Annotated in this window: 24 protein-coding genes and 1 pseudogene; 17 read left to right on the forward strand and 8 right to left on the reverse strand. The window is 60.4% G+C overall.

Annotated features, from left to right (window positions below; all coding sequences use genetic code 11):
- Positions 1-153: 153 nt before the first annotated feature.
- Positions 154-1,647, reverse strand: a complete 1,494-nt coding sequence (locus tag GJU48_RS24050; protein ID WP_094948713.1) for an aldehyde dehydrogenase — start codon at positions 1,645-1,647, stop codon at positions 154-156.
- A 230-nt stretch (positions 1,648-1,877) separates the two neighbouring features.
- Here GJU48_RS24050 and GJU48_RS24055 point away from each other — a divergent pair, with 230 nt between their 5' ends.
- Positions 1,878-2,240, forward strand: coding sequence for a cupin domain-containing protein (locus GJU48_RS24055; RefSeq protein WP_094948712.1), 363 nt, complete (start codon positions 1,878-1,880; stop codon positions 2,238-2,240).
- A gap of 66 nt (positions 2,241-2,306) precedes the next feature.
- Here the strand turns inward: GJU48_RS24055 and rpmG are convergent, their stop codons facing one another.
- Positions 2,307-2,462 (reverse strand): 50S ribosomal protein L33, encoded by a 156-nt coding sequence (rpmG, locus tag GJU48_RS24060; protein ID WP_003176906.1) that lies wholly within the window; start codon positions 2,460-2,462, stop codon positions 2,307-2,309.
- Between the two features lie 11 nt (positions 2,463-2,473).
- Positions 2,474-2,707 (reverse strand): 50S ribosomal protein L28, encoded by a 234-nt coding sequence (gene rpmB, locus GJU48_RS24065; protein WP_003176907.1) that lies wholly within the window; start codon positions 2,705-2,707, stop codon positions 2,474-2,476.
- A gap of 458 nt (positions 2,708-3,165) precedes the next feature.
- On the opposite strand from rpmB, the gene GJU48_RS24070 reads away from it, so the two are divergent.
- Positions 3,166-4,758 carry an ABC transporter substrate-binding protein gene (locus GJU48_RS24070; RefSeq protein ID WP_094948711.1) on the forward strand — a complete coding sequence of 531 codons (1,593 nt, stop codon included), beginning with the start codon at positions 3,166-3,168 and terminating at the stop codon, positions 4,756-4,758.
- Between the two features lie 30 nt (positions 4,759-4,788).
- Here the strand turns inward: GJU48_RS24070 and radC are convergent, their stop codons facing one another.
- Positions 4,789-5,463 (reverse strand): RadC family protein, encoded by a 675-nt coding sequence (gene radC / locus GJU48_RS24075; RefSeq protein WP_094948710.1) that lies wholly within the window; start codon positions 5,461-5,463, stop codon positions 4,789-4,791.
- Positions 5,464-5,606: 143 nt separating this feature from the next.
- Here radC and coaBC point away from each other — a divergent pair, with 143 nt between their 5' ends.
- The 4 genes and pseudogenes from coaBC to argB all read left to right on the forward strand — a co-directional run bounded on the left by coaBC (position 5,607) and on the right by argB (position 9,863).
- The gene (coaBC, locus tag GJU48_RS24080) at positions 5,607-6,815 is read left to right on the forward strand and encodes a bifunctional phosphopantothenoylcysteine decarboxylase/phosphopantothenate--cysteine ligase CoaBC (protein ID WP_048723622.1); all 1,209 of its coding nucleotides are present in this window, start codon (positions 5,607-5,609) and stop codon (positions 6,813-6,815) included.
- A 5-nt stretch (positions 6,816-6,820) separates the two neighbouring features.
- Positions 6,821-7,276, forward strand: coding sequence for a dUTP diphosphatase (gene dut / locus GJU48_RS24085; protein ID WP_016975923.1), 456 nt, complete (start codon positions 6,821-6,823; stop codon positions 7,274-7,276).
- A gap of 264 nt (positions 7,277-7,540) precedes the next feature.
- Positions 7,541-8,938: pseudogene (locus tag GJU48_RS24090) on the forward strand (phosphomannomutase/phosphoglucomutase); the annotation flags it as partial.
- Between the two features lie 19 nt (positions 8,939-8,957).
- Positions 8,958-9,863 carry an acetylglutamate kinase gene (argB, locus tag GJU48_RS24095; protein WP_015886532.1) on the forward strand — a complete coding sequence of 302 codons (906 nt, stop codon included), beginning with the start codon at positions 8,958-8,960 and terminating at the stop codon, positions 9,861-9,863.
- A gap of 156 nt (positions 9,864-10,019) precedes the next feature.
- On the opposite strand, the gene pyrE is transcribed toward argB, so the two are convergent.
- Positions 10,020-10,664, reverse strand: coding sequence for an orotate phosphoribosyltransferase (gene pyrE / locus GJU48_RS24100; protein ID WP_063033848.1), 645 nt, complete (start codon positions 10,662-10,664; stop codon positions 10,020-10,022).
- An 82-nt stretch (positions 10,665-10,746) separates the two neighbouring features.
- Between pyrE and GJU48_RS24105 the strand changes: the two genes are divergently transcribed.
- Positions 10,747-11,526 (forward strand): exodeoxyribonuclease III, encoded by a 780-nt coding sequence (locus tag GJU48_RS24105; protein WP_003195493.1) that lies wholly within the window; start codon positions 10,747-10,749, stop codon positions 11,524-11,526.
- Positions 11,527-11,584: 58 nt separating this feature from the next.
- On the opposite strand, the gene GJU48_RS24110 is transcribed toward GJU48_RS24105, so the two are convergent.
- Positions 11,585-11,953 carry a DUF4870 domain-containing protein gene (locus GJU48_RS24110; protein ID WP_094948707.1) on the reverse strand — a complete coding sequence of 123 codons (369 nt, stop codon included), beginning with the start codon at positions 11,951-11,953 and terminating at the stop codon, positions 11,585-11,587.
- A 22-nt stretch (positions 11,954-11,975) separates the two neighbouring features.
- Positions 11,976-12,698, reverse strand: coding sequence for a ribonuclease PH (gene rph / locus GJU48_RS24115; RefSeq protein WP_094948706.1), 723 nt, complete (start codon positions 12,696-12,698; stop codon positions 11,976-11,978).
- A gap of 217 nt (positions 12,699-12,915) precedes the next feature.
- Here rph and GJU48_RS24120 point away from each other — a divergent pair, with 217 nt between their 5' ends.
- The 6 genes from GJU48_RS24120 (at position 12,916) to GJU48_RS24145 (ending at position 18,226) form a co-directional block, all read left to right on the forward strand.
- Complete coding sequence (locus GJU48_RS24120) at positions 12,916-13,779, forward strand: YicC/YloC family endoribonuclease (RefSeq protein WP_094948705.1); 864 nt, start codon at positions 12,916-12,918, stop codon at positions 13,777-13,779.
- A gap of 10 nt (positions 13,780-13,789) precedes the next feature.
- Positions 13,790-14,410, forward strand: a complete 621-nt coding sequence (gene gmk / locus GJU48_RS24125; RefSeq protein WP_010168203.1) for a guanylate kinase — start codon at positions 13,790-13,792, stop codon at positions 14,408-14,410.
- Between the two features lie 167 nt (positions 14,411-14,577).
- Positions 14,578-14,841: a DNA-directed RNA polymerase subunit omega gene (gene rpoZ, locus GJU48_RS24130; RefSeq protein WP_003176920.1), complete on the forward strand. Its 264-nt coding sequence runs from the start codon at positions 14,578-14,580 to the stop codon at positions 14,839-14,841.
- A gap of 60 nt (positions 14,842-14,901) precedes the next feature.
- Positions 14,902-17,007 (forward strand): bifunctional GTP diphosphokinase/guanosine-3',5'-bis pyrophosphate 3'-pyrophosphohydrolase, encoded by a 2,106-nt coding sequence (gene spoT, locus GJU48_RS24135; RefSeq protein WP_017735756.1) that lies wholly within the window; start codon positions 14,902-14,904, stop codon positions 17,005-17,007.
- Between the two features lie 38 nt (positions 17,008-17,045).
- Complete coding sequence (locus GJU48_RS24140) at positions 17,046-17,426, forward strand: RidA family protein (protein ID WP_003176922.1); 381 nt, start codon at positions 17,046-17,048, stop codon at positions 17,424-17,426.
- Between the two features lie 56 nt (positions 17,427-17,482).
- A complete protein-coding gene (locus GJU48_RS24145; RefSeq protein WP_094948704.1) occupies positions 17,483-18,226 on the forward strand; it encodes a hypothetical protein in 744 nt (247 codons plus the stop codon).
- Between the two features lie 123 nt (positions 18,227-18,349).
- On the opposite strand, the gene GJU48_RS24150 is transcribed toward GJU48_RS24145, so the two are convergent.
- Positions 18,350-19,201: an SDR family oxidoreductase gene (locus GJU48_RS24150; protein ID WP_094948703.1), complete on the reverse strand. Its 852-nt coding sequence runs from the start codon at positions 19,199-19,201 to the stop codon at positions 18,350-18,352.
- A gap of 188 nt (positions 19,202-19,389) precedes the next feature.
- Here GJU48_RS24150 and exbB point away from each other — a divergent pair, with 188 nt between their 5' ends.
- The 4 genes from exbB (at position 19,390) to GJU48_RS24170 (ending at position 22,771) form a co-directional block, all read left to right on the forward strand.
- The gene (gene exbB, locus GJU48_RS24155) at positions 19,390-20,370 is read left to right on the forward strand and encodes a tonB-system energizer ExbB (protein ID WP_094948702.1); all 981 of its coding nucleotides are present in this window, start codon (positions 19,390-19,392) and stop codon (positions 20,368-20,370) included.
- A gap of 6 nt (positions 20,371-20,376) precedes the next feature.
- Positions 20,377-20,802, forward strand: coding sequence for a TonB system transport protein ExbD (gene exbD / locus GJU48_RS24160; protein ID WP_094948701.1), 426 nt, complete (start codon positions 20,377-20,379; stop codon positions 20,800-20,802).
- On the forward strand, positions 20,799-21,548 hold the full coding sequence (locus GJU48_RS24165) for an energy transducer TonB family protein (RefSeq protein ID WP_094948700.1): 750 nt from the start codon (positions 20,799-20,801) through the stop codon (positions 21,546-21,548). Before exbD ends, GJU48_RS24165 begins: the two co-directional genes overlap by 4 nt.
- A 302-nt stretch (positions 21,549-21,850) precedes the next feature.
- Complete coding sequence (locus tag GJU48_RS24170; protein ID WP_094948699.1) at positions 21,851-22,771, forward strand: hydrogen peroxide-inducible genes activator; 921 nt, start codon at positions 21,851-21,853, stop codon at positions 22,769-22,771.
- Positions 22,772-22,776 lie beyond the last annotated feature (5 nt).

Consider the following 22,776-nt stretch of genomic DNA (forward strand, 5'->3'; position numbering starts at 1 on the left):
GGGTTTCAAACGAACTGTAGGAGCGAACTTATGTGGGAGCCGCGCTTGCCCGCGATGCAGACGCCTCGGTGTGTCAGTCACACCTTGGTGCTGCTACCGGAGGCAAGCCAGCTCCCACACCAGCTTGCTCCTACAGGGGATCAGCAGTATTGCTTAGAGCTTGATCCAGGTCGCCTTCAGCTCGGTGTACTTGTCGAACGCGTGCAGCGACTTGTCGCGACCATTGCCCGACTGCTTGAAGCCACCAAACGGCGCGGTCATGTCGCCGCCATCGTACTGGTTGACCCATACGCTGCCAGCGCGCAAGGCCTTAGCGGTCAGGTGTGCCTTGGAGATATCCGCCGTCCACACCGCCGCGGCCAGGCCGTATTGGGTGTCGTTGGCAATGGCGATGGCTTCTTCGGCGCTGTCGAAGGTGATGACCGACAGCACAGGGCCGAAGATCTCTTCCTGGGCGATCCTCATGGCATTGGTCACCCCGTCGAAAATCGTCGGCTCAACGTACGTGCCACCGGTTTCTTCCAGGGTGCGCTTGCCGCCCGCGACCAGCTTGGCGCCGTCGGCGTGGCCGGCTTCGATGTACGACAGCACGGTGTTCATCTGCTGGGTGTCCACCAGCGCGCCGACGGTTGTTGCCGGGTCCAGCGGGTTGCCTGGCTTCCAGCCCTTGAGGGCCTCGATCACCAGCGGCAGGAATTTATCCTTGATTGAACGCTCGACGAGCAGTCGCGAACCGGCGGTGCAGACTTCGCCCTGGTTGAAGGCGATGGCGCCCGCGGCGGATTCGGCAGCCGCTTGCAGGTCTGGCGCATCGGCAAACACGATGTTCGGGCTCTTGCCGCCGGCTTCCAGCCACACGCGCTTCATGTTCGACTCGCCGGAGCGGATCAACAGTTGCTTGGCAATCTTGGTGGAGCCGGTGAACACCAGCGTGTCGACGTCCATGTGCAGCGCCAGTGCGTTACCCACAGTGTGGCCGTAGCCCGGCAGCACGTTGAATACGCCTTTTGGAATACCGGCCTCAACGGCCAGGGCCGCGATGCGGATGGCGGTCAGCGGGGACTTTTCGGACGGCTTGAGGATGACCGAGTTACCGGTCGACAGCGCTGGGCCGAGTTTCCAGCAGGCCATCATCAGCGGGAAGTTCCACGGCACGATGGCGCCAACCACGCCGACTGGCTCGCGGGTTACCAGGCCGAGTTGATCATGCGGGGTGGCGGCAACTTCGTCGTAGATCTTGTCGATCGCCTCGCCGCTCCAGCTCAGGGCATTGGCTGCACCTGGGACGTCGATACCGAGCGAATCACTGATCGGCTTGCCCATGTCCAGGGTTTCAAGCAGCGCCAGCTCTTCGGCATTGGCCTTGAGCAACGCGGCGAAACGGATCATGGCGGCCTTGCGCTTGGCCGGTGCCAGGCGCGACCAGACACCGGAATTGAAGGTGGCGCGGGCATTTTCTACAGCGCGCTGGGCGTCGGCGGCGTCGCAACTGGCAACGGTGGCCAGTAGACGGCCATCGACCGGGCTGATGCATTCGAACGTGTCACCGGAAACGGCGGCGGTGTATTCGCCATTGATATAGGCGCGGCCTTCGATCTTCAGATCCTTGGCGCGTTGTTCCCAGTCGGCACGGGGCAGGGTGGTCATGCGAGTGTCCTCCTCTTATTGAATACAAGGGCCAGGTGATGTCCCCCGGCAGCCTCAAAGAATTCTTGCCCGGCCAGCCTGCTGTTCGGCTCAAGGCAGCTGCCACCCTAAACCAGCGGCTGGGGGTGTTTCAATATATTTGACACAACGGCGGCAAACACCCTTGCGATGTTCATTTTAATAAACATAGACTTTGGGCTCTCCAACCGCAGGCCAGACGGGACACGCACATGAGCATCCAGGACATCGTCGACTTCAACCAAGCCAACACCGCCCCCGAACGCTACCGGCCTGCCGCCGAAAAAATCCTCAAGGGCGACCCCGAGCAAACGCTCTACAACCACTACAACAGCCCGTGCGGCCAGATGAGTGCCGGGGTTTGGGAAGGCGAAGTCGGGCAGTGGAAGGTCAATTACACCGAGCATGAGTACTGCGAGATCGTGCAGGGCGTATCGGTACTGCGCGATGCCGATGGCAACGCCAAGACCTTGCGTGCCGGCGACCGCTTCGTGATCCCCGCCGGGTTCAGCGGCACCTGGGAAGTGCTGGAGCCGTGCCGCAAGATCTACGTGGTGTTCGAACAGAAAGCCTGATGCGGAGCGTCACAGGCGGGCCCGCATCGTGAGATGCGGGCTTTTTTTCACAAGGAAGAAAATCAATTACTTGATTTTGCCTTCTTTGTAGATCACGTGCTTGCGAACGCGCGGGTCGAACATTTTCTTTTCGAGCTTGTCCGGGGTAGTACGCTTGTTCTTGTCGGTAGTGTAGAAGTGACCAGTACCGGCGCTAGAGATCATTCGAATCAATTCACGCATGATAGAGCTCCTTAGATCTTGCCAGCGGCGCGGATTTCGGCCAGCACGACAGTGATGCCACGCTTGTCGATGATACGCATGCCTTTGGCAGATACACGCAGGCGAACAAAACGTTTCTCTTCTTCAACCCAGAAGCGGTGATGCTGCAGGTTCGGCAGGAAACGACGACGGGTTTTGTTATTTGCGTGGGAAATGTTATTCCCAGTCACCGGACCCTTACCGGTAACTTGACAGACTCTCGACATGCCTCAGCCCTCTAAAACCACATGCCCAACCCGGCATGGGTTGGCCGCTTAATCTCTCAGTCATTTGGCGCCAGGCGCCGCGTTTCTTTAAGGGTCTTACCGGCTACACCTACAGTGAAGGAACCGGGCCCCTAGAAAAGAGCGCTGCTTTATACCAGAAAGACCCCAATGCAACAACAGCCCGTGTGTTTTTACCGGCGTAAATCTCGGCGACAGACGCCTGAACCGTTGCCAGGAGGGGCCGCAGTGAAAGCCGACCGCTCGTCGCACAGAATGATTTACAGCGCCCGCACGCACGGTGAAGTGCACGGCGAAACGCGCTGAGGCGCCATCAAAACAGCATTTGGGCCAAAAGCACAGGCAAAAATGGGCTAGTCATTTATCAATCAGACCACTACGGTAGGCTTTTTCCAGACTGCACTCGCAGATGGGCCTTCGATCTGCAAAGGAAACCAAATATGCGCCTCGCAGCCCTACCGCTATTGCTAGTCCCTCTATTTATCGCGCCGACGGCCCTGGCGGCTACCAGTTTGAGCGTTTGCACCGAGGCCAGCCCCGAAGGGTTCGATGTGGTGCAATACAACTCGCTGACCACCACCAATGCCTCGGCCGACGTACTGATGAACCGCCTGGTGGACTACGACGCCACCCACGGCAAGCTGGTGCCGAGCCTCGCGGACAGCTGGGAAGTCTCGCCGGATGGCCTGACATACACGTTCAAGCTGCACCCAGGCGTGAAATTCCACCGCACCGAATACTTCACCCCAAGCCGCAGCCTGACCGCCGAAGACGTGCGTTTCAGCTTTGAACGCATGCTCGACCCGGCCAACCCGTGGCACAAGATCGCGCAGAGCGGTTTCCCGCATGCGCAGTCGCTGCAATTGCCGACACTGGTCAAGAAAATCGACGCCCTCGACCCGCTGACCGTGCGCTTCACTCTCGATCACGCCGATTCGACCTTCCTCGCCGCCCTGAGCATGGGCTTTGCTTCGATCTACCCGGCCGAATACGCCGACAAGCTGCTCAAGGCCGGCAGGCCTGAAAAGCTCAATAGCCAGCCGATCGGCACCGGTCCGTTTGTGTTCGTACGCTTTCAGAAAGATGCGGTGGTTCGCTACAAAGCCAACCCGGAGTACTTCGCCGGCAAACCGGCTGTGGATAACTTAATCTTTGCCATTACCCCGGATGCCAACGTGCGGCTGCAGAAACTGCACCGTGACGAATGCCAGATCGCCCTATCGCCTAAGCCTTTAGACGTAGGCGAAGCCGAGAAAGACCCGGCATTGAAGGTGGAAAAAACCGCCGCCTTCATGACTGCCTTCGTGGCCATCAACAGCCAGCACCCACCACTGGACAAGCCCGAAGTGCGCCAGGCAATCAACCTGGCGTTCGACAAAAACAGCTACCTCAAAGCCGTGTTTGAAGGCACCGCCGAAGCGGCCAATGGCATTTACCCACCCAATACCTGGAGCTATGCCAAGGACTTGCCGGGTTATCCACACGACATCGCCAAGGCCAAGACGCTGCTAGACCGCGCCGGGCTCAAGGACGGCTTCAAAACCACCCTCTGGACCCGCCCAACCGGCAGCCTGCTGAACCCCAACCCCAACCTCGGTGCACAGCTGTTGCAGGCAGACCTGGCCAAGATCGGCATCCAGGCCGAGATTCGCGTGATCGAGTGGGGCGAACTGATTCGCCGCGCCAAGGCCGGTGAACATGACCTGCTGTTCATGGGCTGGGCCGGCGACAACGGTGACCCGGATAACTTCCTCACCCCACAGTTCTCCTGCGCGGCAGTAAAATCCGGTACCAACTTCGCGCGCTACTGCGACCCCGCGCTGGACAAACTGATCAGCGCCGGCAAGACCACCAGCGAGCAAGGCGTGCGTAGCAAGCTGTACCAACAGGCTCAGGCGCAGATCCAGCAGCAGGCCTTGTGGCTGCCGCTGGCGCACCCGACCGCGTTCGCCCTGGCCCGCAAGAATGTCGAGGGGTATCAGGTAAGCCCGTTCGGGCGCCAGGATTACTCCAAGGTCAGCATCAAGCCTTAAGCACCCGCCCCGCCCCAATGGGGGGCGGGGCTACAGCCACCCGTATTCCGCCATCGACAGCGGGTCGCCATCGCCCACGATGATGTGATCCAGCACCCGCACATCCACGACTTCCAAGGCCTTTTGCAGCAACTTGGTCAATTTTCGATCAGCCGCACTCGGCTCGACGCTCCCCGAAGGATGGTTGTGGCACAGGATCAATGCTGCCGCGTTGTACTCAAGTGCGCGCTTGACCACTTGCCGGGGATAAACCACGGCAGCATCAATGGTGCCCTGGAACAACGCCTCGAAGCCCAGCACCCGGTGCTTTGAGTCGAGAAACAGGCAGCCGAAGATCTCGTGGGGCTCATGACGCAACAACGCCTTGAGGTAATCGCGCACGGCCAAGGGGCTTTCCAGCACCGACTCCTTGCGCAGGCTTTCGGCCATATGGCGCCGGGACATTTCCAGCACGGCCTGCAACTGAGCAAATTTCGCCGGCCCCAGCCCCAAATGCCTGCTGAACAGCGTCTGGCTGGCCTCCAACAATGGGCGAAGGCCACCGAATTGCGCCAACAAATGGCGTGCCAAGTCGACCGCGCTTTTGCCGGAAACCCCGGTACGCAGGAAGATCGCCAACAGCTCGGCATCCGACAGGCTTGCCGCGCCCCATTCCAAAAGTTTCTCCCGTGGACGTTCCGCCACAGGCCAATCGCGAATACTCATCCCACCTCCGTGTGCGTGTGCGCCGCTGTTGCCTCGCGGACGCTGTGTTATCTTAAGCCCTCTTTTTTGCGTGCGATTTCCCCTGGGGAGGGGGCATCGCAGGCGTCACTGAACTGGCATCACTGAACTGGAAAGGCAAACCAATGCAGCGTCTGTATCGGAAACGCATCGTTCTCGGCGTCGGCGGCGGCATTGCCGCCTACAAGAGCGCAGAGCTGGTTCGCAGGCTCCTGGACCAAGGCGCCGAAGTGCGCGTGGTCATGACCCGCGGTGGCAGTGAATTCATCACCCCGCTGACCATGCAAGCCCTGTCCGGCCACCCGGTTCACCTCGACCTGCTGGACCCGGCGGCAGAAGCCGCGATGGGCCATATCGAGCTGGCCAAATGGGCCGACCTGGTACTCATCGCCCCGGCAACCGCCGACCTGATCGCCCGCCTCGCCCAAGGCATCGCCGATGACCTGCTGACCACTTTGGTTCTGGCAACCGACGCCACCGTCGCCATTGCCCCGGCCATGAACCAGGCCATGTGGCGCGACCCGGCCACCCAGGCGAACACCCAACTCCTGCAAAGCCGAGGCCTCAAAGTGTTCGGCCCCGCGTCCGGCAGCCAGGCCTGCGGCGATGTCGGCATGGGCCGCATGCTCGAAGCCACCGACCTGGCGCTGTGCGCCGCCGAGTGCTTCCAGCACCTGGCCCTGACCGGCAAGCACGTGCTGATCACTGCCGGCCCGACCCAGGAAAACATCGACCCGGTGCGCTACATCACCAACCATAGCTCAGGAAAAATGGGCTTTGCCTTGGCGGAAGCGGCGGTCGAGGCAGGCGCGCGCGTCACCTTGATCACCGGTCCGGTGCATTTGCCGACGCCTGATCGGGTCACGCGCATCGACGTAGTCAGCGCCCGAGACATGCTGGCGGCCTGTGAGGCAGCGATTCCCTGCGATCTGTTTATCGCGTCGGCAGCGGTCGCGGACTACCGCCCGGAAGTCGTCGCCCCGCAAAAGCTTAAGAAAGACCCTACAAGTGGCGACGGCCTGCTCCTGCAAATGGTGCGCAACCCGGACATTCTGGCAACTATCGCCACGCGCCCAGACCGCCCGTTCAGCGTCGGCTTTGCCGCCGAAACCGAACATCTGCTGGACTACGCCGCACGCAAATTGAAAGATAAAAACCTCGACCTGATCGTTGCCAATGATGTCGCCAACCCGAGCATCGGCTTCAACAGTGAGGAAAATGCCATCAGCGTGATCGACCGCGAGTTGCACGCCACCGTTTTCGCCCAGACCAGCAAGGGCAAGATTGCCCGCCAACTGATCTCATTTATCGCCCAACGGCTGAACCAGGTTTAATTTACATGCACGCTTTGCAAGCCAAGATTCTCGACCCCCGCATCGGCAACGAATTCCCACTGCCGGCCTACGCCACCCCAGGCTCCGCCGGGCTGGACCTGCGCGCCATGCTCAAGGAAGACACGGTCCTCGAGCCGGGCCAGACCATTCTGATTCCCACCGGCTTGTCGATCTATGTGGGCGACCCGGGCTTGGCGGCACTGATCCTGCCGCGCTCCGGTCTGGGCCACAAACACGGTATCGTGCTGGGCAACCTCGTTGGCCTGATCGACTCCGATTACCAGGGCGAGCTGATGGTATCGTGCTGGAACCGTGGCCAAACCGCCTTCAACATTGCTGTCGGCGAACGCATCGCCCAACTGGTACTGGTGCCGGTGGTGCAGGCGCACTTCGAACTGGTTCAGGAGTTCGACGAGACCCAGCGCGGCGCAGGCGGTTTTGGGCATTCCGGCAGTCACTGACTAAGCTGAAACAGGCCGGGCACCCTTGTCCGGCCCGACGCCACCGCAAGGCTTTTCAGGACGAAGAATGCGCGGACCTAATGATCGATATTTCCCCATTAGAATCAATGCATTACGTGGAGTAAAGCATGAGGCGCGAGCGCCGATGGCATTTTTGCACCACGAACTCTCTGCCAAAAAAGTCGTCATACCCTTCAGTTTGAGCCCGCCGGTCAGCCACATTCAGGCCAGCTTTGCCCCCTTCAGATGGAGTTTCACCTCGCGATGAGTACCGCAGCCCGAGTAGCCCCGACATTCCCCGACAGCATCTTTCGCGCCTACGACATTCGTGGCGTGGTGCCCAAGACCCTGACCGCCGAAACCGCTTACTGGATCGGCCGCGCCATCGGCTCCCAGAGCCTGGCCCAGGGCGAGCCTAACGTCTCGGTTGGCCGTGATGGCCGCTTGTCCGGCCCGGAGCTGGTAGAACAATTGATCCAGGGCCTGGCCGACAGCGGCTGCCACGTCAGCGACGTCGGCCTGGTGCCGACGCCTGCGCTGTACTACGCAGCCAACGTACTGGCCGGCAAGTCCGGTGTCATGCTCACCGGCAGCCATAACCCGTCGGACTACAACGGCTTCAAGATCGTCATCGCCGGTGACACCCTCGCCAACGAGCAAATCCAGGCGTTGCACGACCGCCTGAAGACCAACGATCTGACCAGCGGCACCGGCAGTATCACCAAGGTCGACATTCTTCAGCGCTACTCCGACGAAATCACCAGCGACGTCAAACTCGCGCGTCGCCTGAAAGTGGTAGTGGACTGCGGCAATGGCGCGGCCGGCGTGATCGCCCCGCAACTGCTCGAAGCCCTGAACTGCGAAGTGGTCCCGTTGTTCTGCGACGTCGACGGCAACTTCCCTAACCACCACCCGGACCCGGGCAAGCCTGAAAACCTGGTGGACCTGATCGCCAAGGTCAAGGAAACCGGCGCCGATGTAGGCCTGGCCTTTGACGGTGATGGCGACCGAGTCGGCGTGGTGACCAACACCGGCGAGAACGTGTTCGCCGACCGCCTGCTGATGCTGTTTGCCCGCGACGTGGTGGCCCGCAACCCCAACGCCGAAATCATCTTCGACGTGAAATGCACCCGCCGCCTCACCCCGCTGATCAAGGAATACGGCGGTCGCCCACTCATGTGGAAGACTGGCCACTCGTTGATCAAAAAGAAAATGAAGGAAACCGGCGCGCTGTTGGCCGGTGAAATGAGCGGCCACGTGTTCTTCAAAGAGCGCTGGTTCGGGTTTGACGACGGCATTTACAGCGCCGCCCGTCTGCTGGAGATCCTCAGCAAGGAAAAATCTACGGCGCAGGAGCTGTTTCAGACCTTTCCGAATGATATTTCTACGCCAGAGATCAATATCCATGTGACCGAGGAGAGCAAATTCAGCATCATTGACGCACTGCACGATGCGCAATGGGGTGAAGGCGCCAACCTGACCACCATTGATGGTGTGCGAGTCGATTACGCCAAAGGCTGGGGCCTGGTTCGCGCGTCCAACACCACACCGGTGCTGGTCCTGCGTTTCGAGGCGGATACCGAGGCTGAGTTGCAGCGCATCAAGGACGTGTTCCACGCCCAGTTGAAACGTGTTGCCCCTGATCTCCAATTACCGTTCTGATTTTTTACCGGAGCCCTGAATGACCCTCGAACGCGAAGCCGCTGCCAATACTGCCAAGGTCCTGTCCGAAGCGTTGCCTTACATTCGACGCTACGTCGGCAAGACGCTGGTGATCAAGTACGGCGGCAATGCCATGGAAAGCGACGAGCTGAAAACCGGCTTTGCCCGCGACATCGTGTTGATGAAAGCCGTCGGGATCAACCCGGTGGTGGTGCACGGTGGTGGCCCGCAAATCGGCGACCTGCTCAAGCGCTTGTCGATCGAGAGTCACTTCATCGATGGCATGCGCGTCACTGACGCGCAGACCATGGACGTGGTGGAGATGGTCCTCGGCGGCCAGGTCAACAAAGACATCGTCAACCTGATCAACCGTCATGGCGGCAGCGCCATCGGCCTGACCGGCAAGGACGCGGAGTTGATCCGCGCAAAAAAACTGACCGTTACCCGTCAGACGCCGGAGATGACCCAGCCGGAAATCATCGACATCGGCCAGGTAGGCGAAGTGATCGGCATCAACACCGACCTGCTGAACCTGCTGGTCAAAGGCGACTTCATCCCAGTGATCGCGCCAATCGGCGTGGGTGCCAATGGTGAGTCTTACAACATCAACGCCGATCTGGTAGCCGGTAAGGTGGCTGAGGCGCTGAAAGCTGAAAAGCTGATGCTGCTGACCAACATCGCCGGCTTGATGGACAAGGAAGGCAAGGTGCTGACCGGCCTGACTACCCAGCAAGTGGACGAGTTGATCGCCGACGGCACCATCTACGGCGGCATGCTGCCGAAGATCCGTTGCGCACTGGAAGCAGTGCAAGGCGGCGTGGGTAGCTCGCTGATTCTGGATGGCCGCGTGCCAAATGCAATCCTGCTGGAAATCTTCACCGATACCGGTGTGGGCACGCTGATCAGCAACCGCAAGCGTCCTTAATCGGCAGAAAACAAAAAGGCCCCGCTCAATCAAATTGAGCGGGGCCTTTTTTGTTGGTACTCGATCCAAATGTGGCTGAAATCAGTTGTACCGAGGTGATGCTATCGCAGGCAAGCCAGCTCCCACGCGGGTCCGCGTGCCGGATGGGTTTCGGTGTCAGACGCCGAACTGCTCGCGGTACGCCTTGACCGCCGGCAAATGCTGCTTGAGCTGCGGATCGTCTTCCAGGAACTGCAGCACCTGGTTCAACGACACAATGCTCACTACCGGAATGCCAAAATCACGCTCCACTTCCTGGATCGCCGACAATTCGCCATTGCCGCGCTCCTGGCGGTTCAGTGCGATCAACACACCGGCAGCCTTGGCACCGTCCTGGGAAGCGATGATCTGCATCACTTCACGGATGGCGGTGCCGGCCGTGATCACGTCGTCGATGATCAGCACGTCGCCTTTGAGTGGAGCCCCGACCAGGCTGCCGCCTTCGCCATGAGCCTTGGCCTCTTTGCGGTTGAAGCACCACGGCAAATCCAGCCCATGATGTTCCGCCAACGCCACGGCAGTCGCGGCCGCCAGAGGGATGCCCTTGTAGGCTGGGCCGAACAGTACGTCGAAGGAAATACCGCTTTCAACGATGGCTGCCGCGTAGAAACGACCCAGCTGAGCCAGGGCCGAACCCGAGTTGAACAAGCCTGCATTGAAGAAGTAAGGGCTGGTGCGCCCGGACTTCAAAGTGAACTCACCGAAGCGTAAAACGCCGCGATCGATGGCAAAACGAATGAAATCGCGTTGATACGCCTGCATGAAAAAAGCCTCAGATACCACGGATTTAGCTAATTAGGTAGACGGCGTGTATCATACACGCACGCGATTTTTGGGGCCATTTATGCGGATCATCAGTGTGAACGTCAATGGTATTCAGGCTGCAGTCGAGCGTGGTTTGCTCAGTTGGCTGCAAGCACAGAATGCCGACGTCATCTGCCTGCAGGACACCCGCGCCTCCGCCTTTGAACTGGACGACCCAGCCTTCCAACTGGATGGCTACTTCCTTTATGCCTGCGATGCCGAAGTGCCCACCCAAGGTGGCGTGGCTTTGTACTCGCGGTTGCAACCCAAGGCGGTCATCAGCGGCCTCGGCTTCGAGACAGCCGACCGCTACGGGCGCTACCTGCAAGCCGATTTCGACAAGGTCAGCATCGCGACCTTGCTGCTCCCTTCGGGGCAGAACGGCGATGAAGACTTGAACCAGAAGTTCAAGCTAATGGACGATTTCGCCCGTTATCTGGATAAACAGCGACGCAAACGTCGCGAGTACATTTACTGTGGCTCGCTGTACGTGGCGCAACAAAAGCTGGATATCAAGAACTGGCGCGACAGCCAGCAATCCCCGGGCTTCCTGGCGCCGGAACGTGCCTGGATGGACGAGATTGTCGGCAACATGGGTTATGTCGATGCCCTGCGCGAAGTCAGCCGCGAAGGCGACCAGTACAGCTGGTGGCCGGATAACGAACAGGCTGAGATGCTCAACCTGGGCTGGCGTTTCGACTATCAGCTGCTGACACCTGGCCTGCGCCGCTTTGTTCGCAGCGCACGCCTGCCGCGTCAGCCACGGTTCTCGCAGCATGCGCCGCTGATCGTGGACTACGACTGGACACTGACCATCTAAGGTCTTTTTCCAGGCACAAAAAAACCGACATCGCTGTCGGTTTTTTTGTGGGTGCTCATTATTTGACCAGCCGCCAGGTAAAGGGATAGCGATAGGCGATCCCCTTGTTGGCCTTGATCGAACCGATGATGGTCAGCACCACGGTCGCAATCGCCAAGGCAGTCATCAGGAAAAAGCCGATAACCGCGAAGGCCAACACGATGCAAACCAGCCAAGCAATGGCTACGGTGATCTGGAAGTTCAAGGCTTCCTTGCCCTGATCATCAATGAACGGGTCCACTTCTTTCTTCATCTGCCACAGGATCAGCGGCCCTACGACACTGCCGAAGGGGAACACAAACCCCAGAAACGCCGCGAGGTGACACAACATTGCTCCCTGACGCACTTCGTAGGAAGGCGTGGGCACGGGAAGTTGACTGTCATTCATGGCGCTTCTCCTTGAGGCCGGCTCAGTCAGCCAGCGCGGCGTTCTGCAGTTCGAAGATTTCGGTCATACCTTTCTGGGCCAGGGCCAGCATGGCATTCAGGTCGGCCGGCTGGAATGGCGCGCCTTCGGCGGTGCCCTGCACTTCGATGAAACCACCGGTGCTGGTCATCACCACGTTCAGGTCGGTCTCGGCGGCCGAGTCTTCCAGGTAGTCCAGGTCCAGCACAGGCTCGCCTTGGTACATGCCAACCGACACGGCGGCGATCATCTGCTTGAGCGGGTCGCCGGCTTTCAGGCCGCCACGCTTCTTGATCACTTTCAGTGCGTCAGCCAGGGCCACCATGGCGCCGGTGATGGAGGCAGTGCGGGTGCCGCCGTCAGCCTGGATAACGTCGCAATCGACGTACAGGGTCACGTCGCCCAGCTTGGACATGTCCAGGGCTGCGCGCAGGGAGCGACCGATCAGACGCTGGATTTCCAGGGTGCGGCCGCCTTGCTTGCCGCGGCTGGCTTCACGCTGGTTACGTTCGCCGGTGGCGCGCGGCAGCATGCCGTACTCGGCGGTCAACCAACCCTGGCCCTGGCCCTTGAGGAAACGCGGCACGCCGTTTTCGACGCTGACGGTGCAGATCACCTTGGTATCGCCAAACTCGACCAGTACAGATCCCTCGGCGTGTTTGGTGTAGTTGCGGGTGATGCGGATCGAGCGGAGCTGATCGGCAGCGCGACCACTTGGACGTTTCATAGGGGATACCTGTACGGAGGACGAAAAACTGCTGAGCATTATAGAGCCGCGAACCGTTTCGGGGCACTTCTAAAAAATCCGGTTACGAATGGCTGGCCTGGCGCCCATTGTTTGGGCGCGTCCGCCTCACTGCGCTACAATCCTGCGCCTTCGCAGCCTGTCGGCTTCAATTTACCCACCAGCCCGTATTTTCGGGACTGCATCGCGAGGTACCTCCATGGTGCACAGCATGACCGCCTTCGCCCGCGTCGAAAAAGCCGGCGTCCAAGGCACCCTGAGCTGGGAACTGCGCTCGGTCAACAGCCGTTACCTGGAGCCGCACCTGCGCCTGCCGGAATCTTTCCGTGACCTCGAAGGTGCGGTACGTGAAGCGCTGCGCCAGGGTATCTCCCGTGGCAAGCTGGAATGCACCCTGCGCTTTACCGAAGAAACCACCGGCAAACCGCTGCAGGTCGACCGCGACCGCGCTGCGCAATTGGTCGCCGCCGCCGAAACCATCGCCAGCCTGATCAAGCAGCCCGCCGCGCTGAACCCGCTGGAAGTGCTGGCCTGGCCCGGCGTACTGGTAGCCGACGCCACCGACCCGCAAGCCCTCAACGCCGAAGCCCTCGCCCTGTTCACCCAGGGTTTGAAGGAGCTCAAGGCCGGCCGCGAACGTGAAGGCGCCGAACTGGCGCGCCTGATCAACGAGCGCCTGACCTCGATTGAAGATGACGTGGTCACCCTACGCGAGCTGGTGCCGCAGATGCTCGCTACCCAGCGCCAGAAGGTCCTGGACCGCTTCACCGACATGAAGGCCGACCTCGACCCGACGCGCCTGGAGCAGGAAATGGTCCTGCTGGCGCAGAAGAGTGACGTGGCCGAAGAGCTCGACCGCCTGAGCACCCACATCCTCGAAGTGCGCCGCGTGCTCAAGTCCGCCGGTGCCGCCGGTCGGCGCCTGGACTTCCTGATGCAGGAACTCAACCGCGAAGCCAATACACTGGGCTCCAAGGCGTTTGATCCGCGCAGCACGACAGCTGCGGTCAACCTCAAAGTGTTGATCGAGCAGATGCGCGAACAAGTACAGAATATTGAGTAAGGCAACTTCCATGACCCACAGCACCGGCACCCTTTACATCATTTCCGCCCCTTCGGGCGCGGGCAAGAGCAGCCTGGTCAAGGCCCTGACCGACGCTGACGAGCAGATCCGCATCTCGGTCTCACACACCACCCGCGCCATGCGCCCGGGTGAGGTGAACGGCGTGCACTATCACTTCGTCGAGCGTACCGAGTTCGTGAAGATGATCGAGCACGGCGACTTCCTCGAGCGCGCCGAAGTCTTCGGCAACCTCTACGGCACTTCGCAAAGCCATCTGCAGCAGACCCTGGACGAAGGCCACGACCTGATCCTGGAAATCGACTGGCAGGGCGCCGAGCAAGTGCGTCAGCTGATGCCCAAAGCCCGCTCGATCTTCATCCTGCCGCCGTCGCTCGAAGCCTTGCACCAGCGCCTGACCAACCGTGGCCAGGACAGCGACGAGATCATCGAAGGCCGCATGCGTGAAGCCGTCAGCGAAATGAGCCACTACGTCGACTACGACTACCTGATCATCAATGACGATTTTGCCCACGCTTTGGACGATTTGAAGGCGATTTTCCGCACCAATCAGCTCCAGCAAAAGCGCCAACAGCAGCGTTTCGGCAAATTACTCGCCGAACTGCTCGGCTGATTGGCTCTTCCCAAAACCGCTGCAAGGGCTTTACATTGGCACTTGTAGCGGTTTTTCGAGGGCACGGGAAAAATCAGCGCTTCCCTAAACGCTGGTGATTTTTTAAACTGTTTAGTCCGCTCGCCCAACCGGGCAGCGCGCATCTTGCATTCGCTCCGAGGAATACCATGGCCCGCGTAACCGTTGAAGACTGCCTAGAACACGTGGATAACCGCTTTGAGCTGGTCATGCTCTCTACCAAGCGTGCCCGTCAACTGGCCACTGGCGGCAAAGAGCCACTGGTCCAGTGGGAAAACGACAAGCCTACCGTTGTAGCCCTGCGTGAAATCGCTGAAGGCCTGATGAGCTACGAGTTCATCGCCAACGCCGAGATCGTTGAAGACGAACCGCTGTTTGCAGCGTTCGAGGACGAGTCCAACGAGGCCGTCTAAGCCTATGCCTGGTCGACGTAGCACGGCGCGGGGTCACAGCCAACGGCAGGAGTTAATCCTTTGCCGAGCATAGACGCCCTCGCCGATCGCTTATCGACCTACCTCGGCCCAGACCAGGTCAACCTGGTCCGCCGAGCGTATTTCTACGCCGAACAAGCCCACGACGGCCAACGCCGGCGCAGTGGCGAGGCGTATGTCACGCATCCTCTTGCGGTGGCAAATATTCTTGCCGACATGCACATGGACCATCAGAGTTTGATGGCCGCGATGCTGCATGACGTGATCGAAGACACAGGCATCGCCAAGGAAGCGCTCAGCGCGCAGTTTGGCGAAACCGTGGCCGAACTGGTCGACGGGGTCAGCAAACTGACCCAGATGAACTTCGAGACCAAGGCCGAAGCCCAGGCGGAAAACTTCCAGAAGATGGCCATGGCCATGGCCCGAGACATTCGGGTGATCCTGGTCAAGCTGGCCGACCGGCTTCACAACATGCGCACGCTGGAAGTGCTGTCCGGCGAAAAACGCCGGCGCATCGCCAAGGAAACCCTGGAAATCTACGCGCCCATCGCCAACCGGCTGGGCATGCATGCCATTCGTATCGAATTCGAAGACCTCGGCTTTAAAGCCATGCACCCGATGCGCTCGGCGCGCATCTACCAGGCGGTCAAACGCGCCCGGGGCAACCGCAAGGAAATCGTCAACAAGATCGAAGAGTCCCTGAGCCATTGCCTGGCGATCGACGAGATCGAAGGCGAGGTCAGCGGCCGGCAGAAACACATCTACGGCATCTACAAGAAGATGCGCGGCAAGCGCCGGGCCTTCAACGAGATCATGGACGTGTACGCGTTCCGGATCATCGTCGACAAGGTCGATACCTGCTACCGCGTGCTGGGCGCTGTACATAATTTGTACAAACCCCTGCCGGGCCGCTTCAAGGACTACATCGCGATTCCCAAGGCCAACGGCTATCAGTCGCTGCATACCACGCTGTTCGGTATGCATGGGGTGCCAATCGAGATCCAGATCCGCACGCGGGAAATGGAAGAGATGGCCAACAACGGCATCGCTGCCCATTGGCTGTACAAATCCAGCGGCGACGAGCAGCCAAAAGGTACCCATGCCCGCGCCCGCCAGTGGGTCAAAGGCGTGCTGGAAATGCAGCAACGTGCCGGCAACTCCCTGGAATTTATCGAAAGCGTGAAGATCGACCTGTTCCCGGACGAGGTCTACGTGTTCACGCCCAAAGGCCGGATCATGGAGCTGCCCAAAGGCTCCACGGCGGTCGACTTTGCCTACGCCGTGCACACCGACGTCGGCAACAGCTGCATCGCCTGTCGGATCAACCGTCGTCTCGCGCCGCTGTCCGAGCCGCTGCAAAGCGGCTCCACGGTCGAGATCGTCAGCGCACCTGGCGCGCGCCCGAACCCGGCCTGGCTCAACTTCGTGGTTACCGGCAAAGCGCGCACACACATCCGCCATGCCCTGAAGCTGCAACGCCGCTCCGAATCCATCAGCCTCGGCGAACGCCTGCTGAACAAGGTGCTCAACGGTTTCGACAGCGCCCTGGATAAGATCCCGGCCGAGCGTGTGCAAGCGATGCTCCACGAGTATCGCCAGGAAACCATCGAAGACCTGCTGGAAGATATCGGCCTGGGCAACCGCATGGCCTATGTGGTCGCCCGCCGCCTGCTTGGCGAAGGCGAACAGCTGCCAAGCCCCGAAGGCCCGCTGGCAATTCGCGGCACCGAAGGCCTGGTGCTCAGCTACGCCAAATGTTGCACGCCGATCCCGGGCGACCCGATTGTCGGCCACCTGTCCGCAGGCAAAGGCATGGTCGTGCACTTGGACAACTGCCGCAATATCACCGAAATCCGCCACAACCCAGAGAAATGCATCCAGCTCTCCTGGGCCAAGGATGTGACTGGCGAATTCAACGTCGAGCTGCGCGTTGAGCTGGAGCACCAGCGCGGCCTGATCGCCCTGCTGGCCAGCAGCGTCAACGCGGCCGACGGCAATATCGAGAAAATCAGCATGGATGAGCGCGATGGCCGCATCAGCGTAGTCCAACTGGTCGTCAGCGTGCACGACCGCGTGCACCTGGCCCGCGTGATCAAGAAGCTGCGCGCCCTGACCGGGGTGATTCGCATCACCCGCATGCGTGCGTAGCGCTTCAAATAGTCATCATCTCTTACAAGGAGTCACACATGACCAAGACTGTTATCACCAGCGACAAGGCCCCGGCCGCCATCGGCACTTACTCCCAGGCGATTAAGGCGGGCAACACCGTCTACATGTCCGGCCAGATTCCACTGGACCCAAAGACCATGGAACTGGTTGAAGGTTTTGAAGCACAGACCGTACAAGTCTTCGAGAACCTCAAGTCGGTTGCCGAAGCTGCCGGCGGTTCGTTCAAGGACATCGTCAAGCTGAACATCTTCCTCACCGACCTGAGCCACTTCGCCAAGGTCAACGAGATCATGGGCAAGTACTTCGAACAGCCGTACCCAGCCCGCGCCGCCATCGGCGTTGCCGCCCTGCCAAAGGGCGCACAGGTTGAGATGGACGCGATTCTGGTCATCGAGTAAAACACCCGGCGCAGCTTTCACAGGCTGCGCCGACTTCGTTTCAGAAGGATTTCGTAATGCGCAAAGCGCTTGTAGCCTTATCAACGCTCGCCCTGTTGCTCGGCGGCTGCGCCAGCAACCCCGCCGACCTAGATGTGAGCGGCACCTGGATCAACCAGGCCGCCATCAACGCGGCAGCCAAGGGCGGCCCTTTGCGTGAAGCGTTGCAAACCTTTGGCCCGAACCTCGAGTGGGAGGTCAACACCAAGGCTTTGCAGGCGCGCTACTACAACGGTTTTGAAGTCGCCGAAGGCAAGCTGCTGAGTGAGAAGCCCGGCGCCTGGAGCGTCGATTTCTACGGCAGCTCCGCCACTGAACTCAAGCGTAAAGGCAAGCAACTGCTGCAAGTGGCCAACGACAATGAGCCTGAGCAACTGTTTGCCCGCGCCAAAGACCCAGCCCCCGAAGGCGCGCCGCTGGGTGCGAACTTCGAACGCGCACTGTATGCAGCCTACTTGGGCGGCGACTGGAAGATCACCGACGGCACCGGCGACGGCGCCACGGTACAGTTCCAGGCTGACGGCAAGGTCGCCGGCTTGCCAAGTGTCGATCGGTACTCGCTGTGCCTGGCGGGTGACTGCGCCTCCATGAGCGGCGGCTATGACAGCATCTGGCTGCAACTGAACGGTCAGGGCAACCCGTGGATCTTCGCCCGCAAAGGCAAGCAACTGGAGATTTTCCAGGCGGTGAACACCGCGCAAACGGATGAAGTGCCTTCGTTTACGCCGGGGCCACGCCAGTGGTTGCTTGAAAAGAAATAACCGCATGACGCAGATCTGAATGTGGGAGCTGGCTTGCCTGCGATAGTGGTGTATCGGTCACACCGTGTTGGATGTGACACCGTCATCGCAGGCAAGCCAGCTCCCACATTTTTTAACTGCGTTTCAGCCTTTCAATATCGCCGCATACCCTTCGCGATAGGTCGGATACGTCGGTACCCAGCCCAACGCTTTGGCTCGGGCATTGCTGCATTGTTTACTGCCCGCCCGACGCACGCTGGCGTCGTCAGCCCACTCAGTCACGCCCAAATAGTCGCGCAACCAGCCCACCACCTCCGCCAATGGCGCAGGCGCATCGTCCACGCCGATGTAGACCTTATCCAGCGAACCGCCCTGCTCCACATGCCGCAGCAAAAAGGCCAGCAAGCCCGCTGCGTCATCCGCGTGAATCCGGTTGCCGTATAAAGGTGGATCAACCGCCACGCGATAGCCTTGGCGCACTTGGGTCAACAGCCATTCGCGGCCGGGGCCGTAGATTCCGGTCAACCGCACGATGCTCGCCGGAATGCCGCTGTTGAGGGCCACTTGCTCAGCTTCCAGCATCACCTGGCCGGAATAGCCTTTCGCCTGGGTGTCGGACGTTTCATCGACCCACTCACCATGCTGCTGGCCATACACACTGCTGCTGGACACAAACAGCAAATGTTTGGGTTCCTGACCGTAATCGTTCAACCACTCCAACACATGCTGCAACCCTTGCACGTAAGCCGCGCGATAGCCGGCCTCATCGTGGTCGGTGGCGGCGGCGCAATACACCAGGTAATCCACCCCGCCAATCGGCCAGGTGTCAGGGCAATCCTTTTTGAACAGGTCGCCAGCGATGCCGATCACGCCGTCGGGCAGGCGCGAAATGTCCCGCCGCAACCCGTGAACCTCCCATTCCGAGGCCAGTAATTGGCTAGCCAGCCGACTACCCACATCGCCGCAACCGGCAATTACAACAGAAGGCGCAGACATCATAAAACTCCGTTCTCAAAGGTCTAGATTAGCCTTCGCAGATGACCTGCGGCCAGGAAAAGGACAAATAAAGTAACTGTATTACTTTTGTTAACAAGAATTACTTGCAATAATAACCTCCCATTTGTCCTCGACCCATCAGGGTCTGGCAGGACGATCACTCATTTTTTCTCTTAGGTCCGGCCAGCATGACACGTCATACAAAACCCGCTTCGCCAACCAAGCTTCACAGCCCATCCCGCGCCTGGCGTGCGATTGCTGCGCTGCTGTTCAGCGTAATGCTGGCACCGACCGCCGCATTCGCTGACGCTACCGCCCCAGCCGCTCCGGCTGCTGCCGAGCAGAACGCTGCAACCCCGGCGGCTCCTGCTGCCACACCGGTTGCGACCGACCCGGCTCAGGCTGCTGATCCTGCACCCGCTGACGAATCCGGCGTAGTGTTGGAAGAAGACAACAGCCTGGGCATGGCACACGACCTGTCGCCATGGGGCATGTATCAGAATGCCGACGTGGTGGTGAAAGCCGTGATGATCGGCCTGGCTATCGCCTCGATCATTACCTGGACCATCTGGATCGGCAAAGGCTTCGAGCTGCTGGGCGCCAAACGTCGCCTGCGCACTGAAATCGTCCACCTGAAAAAAGCCACCACCCTCAAGGAAGCCAGCGACACCGCGACCAAGAAGGGCACTCTGGCCAACCTGCTGGTACACGACGCGCTTGAAGAAATGCGCCTGTCGGCCAACACCCGCGAAAAAGAAGGCATCAAGGAACGCGTCAGCTTCCGCCTGGAGCGCCTGGTTGCAGCCTGCGGTCGTAACATGAGCAGCGGCACCGGCGTGCTGGCCACCATCGGTTCCACCGCGCCGTTCGTCGGCCTGTTCGGCACCGTGTGGGGCATCATGAACAGCTTTATCGGCATCGCCAAAACCCAGACCACTAACCTCGCCGTCGTTGCCCCAGGCATCGCCGAAGCCCTGCTGGCAACCGCCCTGGGCCTGGTTGCCGCGATTCCTGCGGTGGTGATCTACAACGTCTTCGCCCGTTCGATTGCCGGCTATAAAGCCCAGGTATCGGACGCGTCGGCAGAAGTCCTGCTGCTGGTCAGCCGCGACCTCGATCACCTGCCTACCGAGCGCAGCTCGCAACCGCACATGGTGAAAGTGGGGTAATCGGCCATGGGCCTGCATTTGAATCAAAGCGACGACGACCTCGTCGAGAACCACGAAATCAACGTCACGCCGTTTATCGACGTGATGCTGGTGCTGCTGATCATCTTCATGGTGGCGGCGCCCCTAGCGACCGTGGACATCAAAGTCGACCTGCCCGCGTCCAGCGCCAAGCCTGCGCCGCGGCCGGAGAAACCGATCTTCCTCAGCGTCAAGGCGGACCAACGCCTGTTCCTGGGCGAAGAAGAAGTCAAAGCTGAAACCCTGGGCCCGGTGCTCGACGCCAAGACCCAAGGCAAGAAAGACACGACGATCTTCTTCCAGGCCGACAAGGGCGTGGACTACGGCGACCTGATGAGCGTGATGGATGCCCTGCGGGCAGCCGGCTACCTCAAGGTCGGCCTGGTCGGACTTGAGACGGCAGCCAAGAAATGATCACGACGCGCCACAAACTGACGCGTTATGGCACCAGCCTCGCCGTCGTGCTGGGCGTGCATGCCGTCGCGATCATCATCGCGCTTCAATGGTCCGCGCCGCATCAGGTGACGTTGCCTCCAGCGGCCATGGTCATCGACCTGGCGCCGATGCCGGCACCGCCGCCGCCAGCGCCGCCAAAGGTGGTCACACCGCCACAGCCGCCCGCGCCGGTGGAAGAGCTGCCTTTGCCGAAAATGGCCGAGGCGCCTAAACCAACGATCCAGGTGCCCAAGCCGGTCAAGCCCAAACCCAAACCGCAGCCGCCCAAGCCTGTGGAGAAGAAGCCCGAGCCGCCCAAGGAAAAACCTTCCGAGGACCCACCGAGCGAAACCCCACCGACCAACGCGCCGGCGGAAAAATCCGCCCAACCCGTGCCCGGCCCATCGCCGGCGCAGGTCGCGGCCAAAGCTTCCTGGGAAGGCACCCTGCTGGCGCACTTGGCGAAGTACAAGAAGTACCCGCCAGGCGCCCAACAGCGGGGCAAGGAAGGCCTGAACCGCCTGCGCTTTGTGGTCGATGCAGAAGGCAACGTGCTGTCCTACGAGCTGGTGGGCCGCTCCGGCAACGCCGACCTGGACCGCGCAACCCTGGACATGATCCGTCGTGCCCAGCCATTGCCCAAGCCACCGGCCGACATGTTGAAAGGCGGCAGCGTCGAAATCGTCGCGCCGTTTGTTTACAACATCGAGAAGCGCCGCCGCTAAAAATGAGAATGGTGAGGGGCAACCCTCACCACCTTCTGCAAAATCTCCCACACTCCCCGCTCAATCCCCACCAAAGTTCTGATAACGTGCGTCTATCGATTGCAGCCGGTATGCTTGGCTCCGCCGTTTTGTTTACAACATCGAGAAGCGCCGCCGCTAAAAATGAGAATGGTGAGGGGCAACCCTCACCACCTTCTGCAAAATCTCCCACACTCCCCGCTCAATCCCCACCAAAGTTCTGATAACGTGCGTCTATCGATTGCAGCCGGTATGCTTGGCTCGCAACCTCATGGACGCCCGCTATGACTCTTACAGAATTACGCTACATCGTGACCCTCGCCCAAGAGCAGCACTTCGGCCACGCGGCCGAGCGTTGCCATGTCAGCCAGCCGACGCTGTCGGTGGGTGTGAAAAAGCTTGAAGACGAACTCGGTGTGCTGATTTTCGAGCGCAGCAAGAGCGCCGTGCGCCTCACGCCAGTAGGCGAAGGCATCGTTGCCCAGGCCCAGAAGGTCCTGGAACAAGCCCAAAGCATTCGCGAGCTGGCCCAGGCCGGCAAGAACCAGCTGACCGCACCGTTGAAAGTCGGCGCCATCTACACCGTCGGCCCGTACTTGTTCCCGCACCTGATCCCGCAACTGCACCGCGTCGCGCCGCAGATGCCGCTGTATATCGAAGAAAACTTCACCCACGTACTGCGCGACAAACTGCGCAACGGTGAGTTGGACGCAATCATCATCGCCCTGCCCTTCAACGAGGCAGACGTGCTGACCCTGCCGCTCTACGACGAGCCGTTTTACGTGTTGATGCCGGCTTCCCACCCGTGGACGCAAAAAGACACCATCGACGCCGGCCTGCTCAACGACAAGAGCCTGCTGCTGCTCGGCGAAGGTCACTGCTTCCGTGACCAGGTATTGGAAGCCTGCCCGACCCTGACCAAGGGCAACGACGGCGCCAAACACACCACGGTGGAATCCAGCTCCCTGGAAACCATTCGCCACATGGTCGCGTCCGGCCTGGGTATTTCGATCCTGCCGCTGTCGGCAGTGGACAGCCACCACTACGCCCCCGGCGTGATCGAAGTGCGCCCACTCACGCCCCCGGTGCCGTTCCGTACCGTGGCGATTGCCTGGCGCGCCAGCTTTCCACGCCCGAAAGCCATTGAGATCCTCGGTGACTCGATCCGCCTGTGCTCGGTGGCCAAGCCGCCCGCTGCGAGCTAAGTAAA

The sequence above is a fragment of the Pseudomonas sp. IB20 genome, from assembly GCF_009707325.1.
In the GTDB taxonomy this organism is placed as follows: Bacteria; Pseudomonadota; Gammaproteobacteria; order Pseudomonadales; family Pseudomonadaceae; genus Aquipseudomonas.

Coding starts and splice junctions, on each gene's coding strand:
- GJU48_RS24050 (WP_094948713.1), bottom strand. CDS start 1,647: ATGACCACCCTGCCCCGTGCCGACTGGGAACAACGCGCCAAGGATCTG.
- GJU48_RS24055 (WP_094948712.1), top strand. CDS start 1,878: ATGAGCATCCAGGACATCGTCGACTTCAACCAAGCCAACACCGCCCCC.
- rpmG (WP_003176906.1), bottom strand. CDS start 2,462: ATGCGTGAATTGATTCGAATGATCTCTAGCGCCGGTACTGGTCACTTC.
- rpmB (WP_003176907.1), bottom strand. CDS start 2,707: ATGTCGAGAGTCTGTCAAGTTACCGGTAAGGGTCCGGTGACTGGGAAT.
- GJU48_RS24070 (WP_094948711.1), top strand. CDS start 3,166: ATGCGCCTCGCAGCCCTACCGCTATTGCTAGTCCCTCTATTTATCGCG.
- radC (WP_094948710.1), bottom strand. CDS start 5,463: ATGAGTATTCGCGATTGGCCTGTGGCGGAACGTCCACGGGAGAAACTT.
- coaBC (WP_048723622.1), top strand. CDS start 5,607: ATGCAGCGTCTGTATCGGAAACGCATCGTTCTCGGCGTCGGCGGCGGC.
- dut (WP_016975923.1), top strand. CDS start 6,821: ATGCACGCTTTGCAAGCCAAGATTCTCGACCCCCGCATCGGCAACGAA.
- argB (WP_015886532.1), top strand. CDS start 8,958: ATGACCCTCGAACGCGAAGCCGCTGCCAATACTGCCAAGGTCCTGTCC.
- pyrE (WP_063033848.1), bottom strand. CDS start 10,664: ATGCAGGCGTATCAACGCGATTTCATTCGTTTTGCCATCGATCGCGGC.
- GJU48_RS24105 (WP_003195493.1), top strand. CDS start 10,747: ATGCGGATCATCAGTGTGAACGTCAATGGTATTCAGGCTGCAGTCGAG.
- GJU48_RS24110 (WP_094948707.1), bottom strand. CDS start 11,953: ATGAATGACAGTCAACTTCCCGTGCCCACGCCTTCCTACGAAGTGCGT.
- rph (WP_094948706.1), bottom strand. CDS start 12,698: ATGAAACGTCCAAGTGGTCGCGCTGCCGATCAGCTCCGCTCGATCCGC.
- GJU48_RS24120 (WP_094948705.1), top strand. CDS start 12,916: ATGGTGCACAGCATGACCGCCTTCGCCCGCGTCGAAAAAGCCGGCGTC.
- gmk (WP_010168203.1), top strand. CDS start 13,790: ATGACCCACAGCACCGGCACCCTTTACATCATTTCCGCCCCTTCGGGC.
- rpoZ (WP_003176920.1), top strand. CDS start 14,578: ATGGCCCGCGTAACCGTTGAAGACTGCCTAGAACACGTGGATAACCGC.
- GJU48_RS24140 (WP_003176922.1), top strand. CDS start 17,046: ATGACCAAGACTGTTATCACCAGCGACAAGGCCCCGGCCGCCATCGGC.
- GJU48_RS24145 (WP_094948704.1), top strand. CDS start 17,483: ATGCGCAAAGCGCTTGTAGCCTTATCAACGCTCGCCCTGTTGCTCGGC.
- GJU48_RS24150 (WP_094948703.1), bottom strand. CDS start 19,201: ATGTCTGCGCCTTCTGTTGTAATTGCCGGTTGCGGCGATGTGGGTAGT.
- exbB (WP_094948702.1), top strand. CDS start 19,390: ATGACACGTCATACAAAACCCGCTTCGCCAACCAAGCTTCACAGCCCA.
- exbD (WP_094948701.1), top strand. CDS start 20,377: ATGGGCCTGCATTTGAATCAAAGCGACGACGACCTCGTCGAGAACCAC.
- GJU48_RS24165 (WP_094948700.1), top strand. CDS start 20,799: ATGATCACGACGCGCCACAAACTGACGCGTTATGGCACCAGCCTCGCC.
- GJU48_RS24170 (WP_094948699.1), top strand. CDS start 21,851: ATGACTCTTACAGAATTACGCTACATCGTGACCCTCGCCCAAGAGCAG.